We start from the raw sequence: 9,773 nt of genomic DNA on the forward strand, positions 1-9,773 counted from the left end.
TCGAACTGGTGTCCGAGGAAGAGGAGTCCAAGAGCGGTACAAAGGGGGGTACTTGGGGCGTACGACTGGCGCTTGGCGAGGTCCAGGGGATCAGCGGGGCCGACGCCGAGCGGATCGAGGCGGGGCAGCCGTACGCCTCGCTCGCCGACTTCTGGCAGCGGGCCCGACCCCCGCTGCCGATCGCCGAACGACTCGCGCAGGTCGGCGCGTTGGACGCGTTCGCACCCGAAGGGAACCGCCGCGACCTGCTCCTCCACCTCGCCGAGCTGCACCGCGCCCAGCGCGGCGCCGGTGCGCGCGCCGGCCAACTGGCGCTCGGCGCCGAGGAGCCGGGGGAGGGGGAGCCGGGCGCCGGCGTGCCCGGCGTGCTGGAGTCGGCGCCCGCGCACCTGCCCGACCTCGACAGGGACGAGCGACTCGGCGCCGAGCTCGGCGTCCTCGGCATGGACGCGTCGCGCCACCTGATGGACGACCACCTCGCGTTCCTGCGGGAGTTGGGCGCCCACTCGGCACGCACCCTGGGGAGCGCGCGCAACGGCGAGACCGTCCTGGTGGCCGGCGCCAAGGCGGCGACGCAGACGCCGCCGATCGCCTCGGGCCGCCGGGTCATCTTCACCACCCTCGACGACGGCACCGGGCTCGTCGACTGCGCGTTCTTCGACGCGCCGCCCGGCGGCGAGGGGCGGAACGCCCAGGGGCCTTCCGGGTTGGAGGTGAGCGCGCACACCGTCTTCCACTCCTGGCTGCTGCTGGTGCGCGGGGTGGTGCAGCGGCGCGGACCGCGCAGCTTCAGCGTCGTCGGAGCCGCCGCCTGGAACCTCGCCGAACTCGTCGAACTCCGGCGCACGCGGGGGCTGGAGGCGGTCACGGCGCGCCTCGCGGAGACGCCGGGCGAGGGGCGCGGCGCTGCACCGCAGCGGACCATCGAGCTCAACCACGGGTTCCGCCTCAACGCGTGGGCCGACCTCCAGCCGGCGGGCGAGGCGGCCGACTCCTCCAAGGCGCTGCGGAAGATGTGGCATGCGAGCCCGGGGAGCGCGGGATGAGCGGGCGCGAAGGCGTGGTCTGGTACGTGCGCTTCGACCTCCCGGACGGTCCGGCGGCGGCGCGCTACCGCGAACTGCTCGCGCTGCTCGCCGACGTCACGCCCGTCGTCCAGGCGCTGCCGCCGGACGCCGCGCTCGCCGACGTACGCGGGGCGCTGCGGTACTTCGGACGCGGCCTCGGGCGGGGTGCGCCCGAGGAGCCGCTCGGCGCCGCCGCGGAGCTGGCCCGCCTGGTGCGGCTGCGCGCGCAGGCTCGGTACGGCGTGTGGTGCACCGTGGGGGTGGCCGTCAACCCGCAGTTGGCGCGGATGGCGGCCGACGCCGGCGGTGCGGAGGCGGCAGGGGTGCGGCTGGTGCGGCCCGAGGAGACCGCGGCGTTCCTCGCGGAGAGACCGGTCACCGCGCTCCACGGGGTGGGGCCCGCGACGGCGCGCGCGCTCCGCTCGTACGGGCTCGGCACCGTCGGCCGGCTCGCCGCGGCGCCGCCGGCGACGCTTCAGCGCATACTCGGCGCCGCGAGCGCGCACCGCCTGCGCGAGCGGGCGCGCGGTGTCGACCCCACGCCGGTCGCCGCGCTGCCGCCGGGCGCCGAGGCGCCTGAGATCCCCGGCGCCGGGGTGCCGGGGTCCTCGTCGGCGCGGTCGGTCGGTTGCGAGCACCGCTTCGAGCGGTACGAACTCGACGCCGGGACGCGTCGGCGTGCGCTCCTCACCCTCGCCGACGAGCTGGGGTTCCGGATGCGCGGAGAGCGGCAGGTCGCCAGGGCGCTGACGCTCACCGTCGGGTACGCAGACCGCACGACGACGGTGCGCACCCGCAGGTTCCCCGAACCGACCGCGCACACACCGGCGTTGGTGCGGACCGCTTACGCGCTCCACGACGCGCTCGGCCTCCAGCGCGCCAAGGTGCGCTCGGTGGTGCTGCGGGCCGAGGAGCTCACCGGCGCCGAGAACGCGGTGCGGCAGCTCTCCTTCGACCCCGGGGCGGAGAAGGCACGCAGGGCCGAGGCCGCGGCGGACCTGGCCCGGACGCGGTTCGGGCGGGCGGCCGCGTATCCGGCGGGGCTGCTCGACGCGGCGTAGGGGCGTGCCCTTCGTCGGGTCAGACGCCGAAGGCCGCCGGGTACCGGATCGTTCCGGACGGTGCGGGGCGCTGCGGGTCGAGGGTGAGCGCCATCATCGCCTCGTCGGGCGCCTCGAAGGGGGCGCGGATGCCGAAGCGCGACGCGGGGGTGAAGCCGAAGCGCGGGTAGTAGTCGGCGTGGCCGAGGACGACCACGGTGTTCTCGCCCAGGGCACGGGCGGCCTCCAACGCGGCCCTGACGGCTGCCGAACCCGCGCCCGTGCCCTGGTGTTCGGGGCGCACCGCGCACGGGGCCAGGGCGAGCGCGGGACGGTCGTCGATGCGGCACCGGGTGAGCAGTGCGTGGCCGACGACGCTGCCGTCCTCGGCCACCGCCACCTGCGAGAGCCCGTCGATCCACGCGTCCGGGTCGGCGCGGAGCTTCTCGACGAGGTCGGCCTCCTCCGCGGTGGGGAAGGCGGCGAGTTCGACCTCCCTGACGGCCGGGCGGTCGGCGGGCGTCTCGGCGCGTGCGGTCCAGTCGGGCATGCGGTTCCGTTCTCGTGGGTGCCGCGGCTACGGGTGTCCGGCACCGTGCGGGGCGGCCTTGTGCGTCCTTCGGCCGACGCCCGGGCCCGAGCGTCGGGGATGGAAGTCGCCGGATGGGGGCGGTGCAGGGGCGAACTGCTCGACAGGATACGGGAGTCGGGCGTGCCTTCCTGTCGCGTGTGTCCGCGTGAAGCCGGTGTGCGACGGGACGGTGGCGCGGCGGGTCTCGAAGAGCCTTGAATCCGGTCCCCGGCCGACCGCACCGCTGTTGCGGGCGCGGTGCGGGCTCCGACGGGCCGGGGCCCTGGACGTGGGGACGGTCCGGCTGTGGCCGGCAGCCGTACTCATCGGCTCACTCCCTGTCCGCCTCGCGGCCATCCCCTCGCCCCGCGCCGGGGACGGTACGGCCCACGGCGATCGCATCTCCGGGACGCGGCGGCGCCGCCGCCCCGAGGTGAAGGGAGGGCGACGGCGCCGGTCCGGGGGTGCCGACCGCGGTGGCGGCTGCCGTCAGCCGCGGTGGCGGCCGAGTGCCCTGCGGCGGACGGTGGCGAGGACGACCGCTGCCCCGGCGACGAGGACGGCGGCGCCGCCCGCCGCTACGAGCGCGGTGTCGTTCTCGCCGCCCGTCTCGGCGAGTCGGGCGTCCTCGGCGCCGCCCTGCGGTGCTGCGCGGTGTCCTGGATGCCCCGCATGCCCTGCGGCTTCGCTGTGCGGCTTGCCGCCGTGCCCGTCGTGGTCGACGGTGGACCGCTCGGTACCCTCGGCGATCTGCTCGTCCGTCGGCGCCTGCGCCTCGCTCTGCGAACTCCCCTCGCCGCCGGACGACTTGGTCGACGCCGACCCCGAACCGCCGCCGCCGAAGGTGACGTCCGAGCAGCTGTAGAACGCCTCGGGGCTGTCGGAGCGCTGCCAGACGGCGTACACGAGGTGGCGTCCGGTGCGCTCGGGGACGTCGCCCTCGATGGTGTAGGAGCCGTCGGAGAGCGTCGGGTCGGTGGCCTCGGCGAACGGCTTCGCCTCCAGGTCCGACCACTTCAGCGGCTTCGAGGCGTCGTAGCCGTCCTTGGTGAGGTAGAGCTCGAAGGTGCCCTTGTGCGGCGCCGTCGCCTGGAAGGTGAAGGTGTGCGCGCCGCTGGTGAGCTTGCTCGACGGCCAGTCGGTGCGCGGCAGGTCGAGGCCCTGGTACTTTTCGCGGCCGGCGCTGCACAGCTTCCCGTCGGGGATGATGTCGCGGTGCTTGCCCGCCGCGTCGGGGATGTTGACCTCGTTCCAGTCGTAGAACGCCTGGGCCCCGCTCGCCTCGACAGCCGCCTTGCACGCGGCGGATCGCGGACTCTCGGGGCCCTCGGCGAAGCAGGCGGAGACGCGGCTGACGGGGTCCTCCATCGAGCCGTGCGCCGAGGCCGACTCGGCGCTCGCGACGGTCAGCAGCACCGGTGCGACGCCGAGCACGGTGACGTATCCCGCCGTGCGGCGGGCCTTCCGGGAGAGCAGCGCGGACAAGGGGGACTCCTCGCGTTCGGGGACGGTGCGGACGGGCTCGGTCCGCGCCACACGGGAGGCGCGGACCGAGCCCGACCTGCGGCACGTTAGCGGCTCCGACCGGCTGCGTCGGGGCTGAGAGGCGCACATCAGGAGGGCTTAAAGAGCGCTTAAGCAATGGCTGATCAGGGGTTAATTCCTGGAGGGCGGAGCGTTCGCGGGGCGGGCGGCCGCACTTCGTCGACGGCGCGTTCGCCCGGGTGCGGGGGCGCTGCCGACCGGCACGAAAGGGCGGCGGTGCCGTGCGCGGTCCGCCGGGCCGGGCGGCGGTCCCGTGCGGTCGCTGTCCGGTGGCGGCTCGGGGCACCGACCTTCTCCACGGAGGCAACTCGACGCCGGATCAAGGACGTTGGCGACCCGCGTATCGCTGACACGGGGGGCGTGCGGCGGCAGACTGGGCTCGGCGGTGCCCGTGGGCGCCAGTGGGGCGCCCGGCCGTACGGGGGAGGTCGGCTGATGCCGGAGAAGGTGCGCGTGCTGGTGGTCGGGGCGGGGATCGGCGGGTTGAGCACGGCGCTGAGCCTGCGAGCCGCGGGACTCGGTGAGGGGGTCGCGGTCGTGGACGCCTCGCGGCGGCTGTTGCCCGTGGGGGCCGGGATCAACCTCCAACCGCACGCCGTCAGGGAGCTCGAAGAGCTCGGTGTCGGCGGGGACTTGGCCGAGGTGGCGGCCGAGCCCCGCCGGGCGGTCTTCGCCGACCGGCACGGCAACCCGGTGGTCGAGCATCCCCGGGGGCGTCTCGCCGGCTACCGCTGGCCGCAACTCTCCGTCCACCGCGGCGAGTTGCAGCGCGTGCTCCTGGAGGCGTTACGCAGCCGGCCGGGCGCGGAGGTGCGGACGGGCCTGCAACTCGTCGACTTCGCCGAGCGGGAGGACCGCGTCGTCGCCCTGCTCCGCGACCGCAACCGGCCGGGCGGCCCGCTGCACACGGTCGAGGCCGAGGCGCTCGTCGGTGCGGACGGGGTCTTCTCCGCCGTGCGCAGAGTGCTGCATCCGGGGGAGGGCGCGCCGCTGTGGAACGGCATCCGCATGTGGCGCGGCGTCGCCGAGGCGCCGCTGCCGCTCGACGGTCGCACGATGCTGGTCGCCGGGAGCTACCGCCCCGCGCGCCTCGTCGTCTATCCGCTCGGCGGCAAAGCGCGGGAGGGGGCAGGCGTCGTCAACTGGGTCGCGGAGGCTCGTGTTTCGTCCCCTCCGGGCGGTCGCGAACCCCTCCCGCCGAGGGCGGGCGAGGCCGACTGGAACGCGGAGGGGAGGCTCGCCGAGGTCCTCGCCCACTTCGCCGACTGGCGCATCGAGGGCCTCGACATCCCCGGGCTGCTGCGATCGGCACCGCGCATCCTGGAGTACCCCATGGTCGACCGGGACCCGCTCCCGTACTGGGGCCGGGGCAGGGCGACGCTCCTCGGCGACGCCGCGCACCCGATGTACCCGGTGGGCTCGAACGGCGGCTCGCTGGCGGTGCTCGACGCGCGCGTGCTCGCCTGGGCGCTCGCCGAGCACCGGGACGAGGGAACCGCCGCCGGACTGCGCCGGTACGAGGCGGTACGGCGCGGCCCCGCCGAGCAAGTCGCGGCGGCCTGCCGCGAGATGCCCGTCGACCGCACCCTCGACACCGTGTCCGAGCGCGCCCCTGACGGCTTCGCCCGCATCGAGGACGTCCTCACCCGGGACGAACTCCGCACCCTGCGGAGCGGCGCGCGCCGCACCACCGACATGGACGTCGAGGAGCTCAACTCCCGCCCCTCATGGGGAGTCGAGCACTGACGCGGGAGGCCCGGACGGTCTCCGGCGCCTTCCCGCGGTGGACGCCTCGCGCATCGCCGGTGTCCGGGGCGGGTTCCGGCTCGGTCGCGGGGCGCCGTGGTGCACTTCTCGCGCGGGTGCCGGAGTTCGAGGCCGCCTCTTCGGCCGCCGTGGGCCGCCGGCCTCCTGTACTCATCGAAGTGCGGGTCTCCGGTCCGGCCGTGAGGGCCCGCGGTGCAAGGCTTGCGCACCACCGGAGTGCGGCCCCGTGGCTTCGCCGACCGTGGGACGCCCGCGCGGCAAGTCCCGCGCACGCACCGGGCCCGTGACTTCTCCTACCGCGGGAGCGCTCGCCGCGAACGCCTCGCGGATCGGAGTACGGGGACAGCCTTCGCTCCGACCGGGGAAGCGCTCGCGGTCGCGCGTACGCCGGAGTCCGGGCCCGTCTCTGCTCCTGCCGCAGAGGCGCGCACGGTGAAACCCTCCCGCCCACGCCGCGGTTCGGGACCGCTTCCGCTCCGGCCGTGGGCGCCCCGCGGCGACCCCTCCGGATTCGGAGCCCGGACGCAGGAAGAAGACCGGCCCCCGGGCGTGTACGGCCGCCCAAGCTCGACGCCCGTACACGCCCGGGGAGTTGCTACGTCCGGAGGAGCAGCACCACGCCCGCGGTCGCGGCGCCGAGCACGACGGCGGCCACGCCGTACGCGAGGCGGTGGTCGCGCACTCCGGGGAGGAACCGGTCGACCGCGTACCTGCCGGGCCCCGCGAGGGTGAGCGCGGTGGCGCCGGCGAGCATGAGCAGCGGGTACTCCACGCCCTCGGGGGCGAAGAACCCGCTTCCCCAGTCGACGGCGAGCGCGTTGAGCATCGTGCCGAGGACGGCGGCGCCGGCGAGCGGCGTGAGGAGTCCGAGGGCGAGGCCGAGGCCGCCGAGCGTCTCGGTGAGCCCGGCGACGACCGCCATCGTCCGCGCCGCCGGGTAGCCGACGGAGTCGAAGAAGCCGGTGGTGCCGTCGATGCCGTTGCCGCCGAACCAGCCGAAGAGCTTCTGCGAGCCGTGCGAGGCGAGTGTCAGGCCGAGGACGAGCCGGAGCAGCAGAAGTCCTGCCGACGGTGCGTGGGAGGTGCGGGGCGGGGGTGTTGCCTGAGGAGCCGCGTGTGCGGTGGGGGCTGCGGTGTGGGGGGAGGCCATCTCCAACTCCCTGCTGTGTCTGCCGTATCGGGGGGCCGCGCGACGCTGCGCGGTGCTCGGTACGCGTCCGCCGACGGAGCAGGTGCGGGCGCCGGACGGCGGTGTCCGGCCTGCCGGGCGTCAGCGGGGGCCCGCCCCGCGTACCCGGAGCGCGGTGCGGACCGTCCGCCGTCGGCGGTGCACGCCGGCCTGTTGCGGAGTTGTTCGAAGTCGAACGACCGGCGGGTGCGGTCACGGTAGTAGATGGTTCGAAATTGAACAAGCTTGTAGAATGCGGCCCATGGACGCTCCCAGGTGGCTCGACGACCGCGAAATGGCGGCGTGGCAAGGGTTCCTGGAGGCGAGCAACCGTGTCGCACGCCACCTCGAGGCCCAGCTCAGGGATGCGGCCGGCCTCTCCCACCCGCAGTACGAGATACTCGTCCGCCTCGCCGACGCCCCCGACCGCTCGCTGCGCATGACGGAACTCGCCGACGGCCTGCTCACCTCGAAGAGCGGCCTCACCTACCAGGTCGACCGCCTGGAGAAGCGCGGCCTCGTCGTCCGCCGCTCCTGCCCGACCGACGTCCGCGGCGTCCTCGCCGTCCTCACCGACGAGGGCCTGCACACCCTGCGCGAGGCGGCCCCCGGACACGTCGCCGCCGTACGCGAGGTGCTCATCGACGTCCTGGAGGACGACGAAGTCACCGTCCTCGCCGGCGCCTTCGACCGCGTCGGCCGCCGCCTGCGGCCGCACGACGGCGCCTGACCTGCGAGCGGGAGGTGTGGTGTACACCTCCCGGTGGAACCGTTCGCGGCTTACGTGCGTTTTCTTTCGTGGGCCACGGCTGATTTCGTGGGCCACGGCCGAGTTAGAAGGCCCCGACCCGCTCCGCGCCGCGAGCGGCGCGGCACCCGACCGAACGCAACCGATGCCCGTGAACGAGCCCTTGACCCCCACCCGCCGAAACCGCGCACCCGCCGCCCGGAGGGAACCGGGCACAGAACCGTATCGCCCGTACCACCGCCGCACGGTCGGCGCCGAGGGGGAGGCCGCGTGAACCTGCTCGACCTGCTGTTGCTGCTCGCGGCGCTCGGCGCCGCCGTCTCCGGGTACCGCCGCGGCCTCGTCGCCGGGGTCGTCTCCCTCGCCGGGTTCATCGGCGGCGCCGCGCTCGGCATCTGGCTGCTGCCGTACATCCTGGAGTACGTGGAGGAGGGCAGCGTCGCGACGATCGTCGTCGCACTGCTGACGGTGCTGATTCCGGCGAGCATCGGGCAGACGCTCACCGGGCGGCTCGCCTGGCGGCTGCGGTCCTCGCTCACCTGGACGCCGGTCCGCTGGGTCGACGGTGCAGGCGGCGCCGTGGCCAACGCGCTCGCGGTGCTCGTCGTCGCGTGGATGGCGGCCGGAGTGGTCGCGGCCTCGCCCTCGCCCCAACTCAACCAGGCGATCCGGGGGTCCGCGGTGCTCGGCACCGTCCAGGAGCGGATGCCGGACCAGGCGTCCACCTGGTTCAACCGCGCCGGCAGCGCCCTGACGACGGCCGGATTCCCGCGCGTCTTCAACCCGTTCGAGCACGAGCCGGGCGCGGAGGTCCCCGAGCCCTCGGGCGACGCCGTCACCGCGCAGGCGGTCTCGGCGGCGAAGCAGAGCACCGTCAAGGTCGAGGGTGTCTCGGAGACCGACGGCGGCAGGCGAGGCCAGGAGGGCAGCGGGTTCGTCTACGCACAGGGGCGGGTGATGACCAACGCGCACGTCGTCGCGGGCGTCGATCGGCCGACAGTGCGGATCGGCGGCGTCGGCCCGCGGTACGAGGCGAGTGTCGTCGTCTTCGACCCGAAGACGGACGTGGCCGTGCTGCGGGTGCCCGAACTGAAGGCCCCCACGCTCTCGTTCGCCGGCTCCGCCTCCCGCGGCGACCAGAGCGTCGTCGCCGGGTACCCGGAGAACGGCGGCCTCGACCTGCGGGCCGCGGCCGTCTCCGAACGGGTCCCCGCGCGCGGCCAGGACATCTACGGCAGCGACCTCACGACGAGGGACATCTACACCGTCCGCTCCCTCGTCCGCCCCGGGAACTCCGGCGGCCCCCTGCTCACCACCAAGGGCGAGGTCTACGGCGTCGTCTTCGCCCGCTCCACGAGCGAGTCCGACACCGGCTACGTCCTCACCGCCGACCAGATCAGCAGCGCCGCCGAGCGCGGTGCGCGCGCCGAGCAACCTGTGGACACGGGGGACCGCTCGGCGTTGTGAGGGGGCGCCCTTCTGCTCGGTTGGCCGCCGCCGTCGCCCGCGGGGCATCCGACGGCGGCAGGTGACCGCGCGGGTCAGGGCGCGGCGTGGTTCCCGTGGTGCCGCACGGCAGCACAAAGCCCCGACAGCGCCGTCCGTTCCGGCATCCGCCAGTACGTCTCGCCGGCGCCGACCTCGACGCCTTCACCTGTCGCTCCGTACTCGCCGACCACGTCCACGTCTTCGAGGCGACGCGTGCGCACACCTCCCGCCGTCGAGACCGTCGCCGACGTTCGTCAACACGAGATGCTCGACGCCGCTCAGCGGGAACGCCAAGACGCACTCGTACCGCTCGGCCTCTTCCGCGCAGCCCGTGCGCAAACGGGCCGCCGCCGGAACGGCCCCGCCGGCGGTCGACGAG

9 protein-coding genes are annotated in these 9,773 nt (G+C 74.9%); 5 read left to right on the forward strand and 4 right to left on the reverse strand.

Features of this window, described 5'->3' with window-relative positions; all coding sequences use genetic code 11:
• Window positions 1-1,046, forward strand: a 1,046-nt coding sequence (locus tag UWG_RS29205; protein WP_033195887.1) for a helix-hairpin-helix domain-containing protein, incomplete at its 5' end; no start/stop codon positions are given.
• Window positions 1,043-2,128: a DNA polymerase Y family protein gene (locus UWG_RS0100245; RefSeq protein ID WP_016905194.1), complete on the forward strand. Its 1,086-nt coding sequence runs from the start codon at window positions 1,043-1,045 to the stop codon at window positions 2,126-2,128. The genes UWG_RS29205 and UWG_RS0100245, both read left to right, overlap by 4 nt.
• A 19-nt stretch (window positions 2,129-2,147) precedes the next feature.
• Here the strand turns inward: UWG_RS0100245 and UWG_RS0100250 are convergent, their stop codons facing one another.
• Both UWG_RS0100250 and UWG_RS0100255 read right to left on the reverse strand, forming a co-directional pair.
• Window positions 2,148-2,657, reverse strand: coding sequence for a GNAT family N-acetyltransferase (locus UWG_RS0100250; RefSeq protein WP_016905195.1), 510 nt, complete (start codon window positions 2,655-2,657; stop codon window positions 2,148-2,150).
• A 510-nt stretch (window positions 2,658-3,167) separates the two neighbouring features.
• Window positions 3,168-4,163: a lytic polysaccharide monooxygenase auxiliary activity family 9 protein gene (locus UWG_RS0100255; RefSeq protein ID WP_420235607.1), complete on the reverse strand. Its 996-nt coding sequence runs from the start codon at window positions 4,161-4,163 to the stop codon at window positions 3,168-3,170.
• A gap of 495 nt (window positions 4,164-4,658) precedes the next feature.
• On the opposite strand from UWG_RS0100255, the gene UWG_RS0100260 reads away from it, so the two are divergent.
• On the forward strand, window positions 4,659-5,969 hold the full coding sequence (locus UWG_RS0100260; RefSeq protein ID WP_016905197.1) for an FAD-dependent monooxygenase: 1,311 nt from the start codon (window positions 4,659-4,661) through the stop codon (window positions 5,967-5,969).
• Between the two features lie 616 nt (window positions 5,970-6,585).
• Here the strand turns inward: UWG_RS0100260 and UWG_RS0100265 are convergent.
• The gene (locus UWG_RS0100265) at window positions 6,586-7,140 is read right to left on the reverse strand and encodes a DoxX family protein (protein WP_016905198.1); all 555 of its coding nucleotides are present in this window, start codon (window positions 7,138-7,140) and stop codon (window positions 6,586-6,588) included.
• A 280-nt stretch (window positions 7,141-7,420) separates the two neighbouring features.
• Between UWG_RS0100265 and UWG_RS0100270 the strand changes: the two genes are divergently transcribed.
• Entirely contained in the window at window positions 7,421-7,888 is a 468-nt protein-coding gene (locus tag UWG_RS0100270; protein WP_016905199.1) for a MarR family winged helix-turn-helix transcriptional regulator, read from the forward strand.
• A 288-nt stretch (window positions 7,889-8,176) separates the two neighbouring features.
• Window positions 8,177-9,373, forward strand: a complete 1,197-nt coding sequence (locus UWG_RS0100275) for a MarP family serine protease (RefSeq protein WP_016905200.1) — start codon at window positions 8,177-8,179, stop codon at window positions 9,371-9,373.
• A 74-nt stretch (window positions 9,374-9,447) separates the two neighbouring features.
• On the opposite strand, the gene UWG_RS32900 is transcribed toward UWG_RS0100275, so the two are convergent.
• On the reverse strand, window positions 9,448-9,615 hold the full coding sequence (locus UWG_RS32900) for a hypothetical protein (protein ID WP_016905201.1): 168 nt from the start codon (window positions 9,613-9,615) through the stop codon (window positions 9,448-9,450).
• Between the last annotated feature and the right edge of the window lie 158 nt (window positions 9,616-9,773).

The organism is Streptomyces xiaopingdaonensis (genome assembly GCF_000262345.1).
Classification (GTDB): domain Bacteria; phylum Actinomycetota; class Actinomycetes; order Streptomycetales; family Streptomycetaceae; genus Streptomyces; species Streptomyces xiaopingdaonensis.

Coding starts and splice junctions, on each gene's coding strand:
- UWG_RS0100245 (WP_016905194.1), top strand. CDS start 1,043: ATGAGCGGGCGCGAAGGCGTGGTCTGGTACGTGCGCTTCGACCTCCCG.
- UWG_RS0100250 (WP_016905195.1), bottom strand. CDS start 2,657: ATGCCCGACTGGACCGCACGCGCCGAGACGCCCGCCGACCGCCCGGCC.
- UWG_RS0100260 (WP_016905197.1), top strand. CDS start 4,659: ATGCCGGAGAAGGTGCGCGTGCTGGTGGTCGGGGCGGGGATCGGCGGG.
- UWG_RS0100270 (WP_016905199.1), top strand. CDS start 7,421: ATGGACGCTCCCAGGTGGCTCGACGACCGCGAAATGGCGGCGTGGCAA.
- UWG_RS0100265 (WP_016905198.1), bottom strand. CDS start 7,140: ATGGCCTCCCCCCACACCGCAGCCCCCACCGCACACGCGGCTCCTCAG.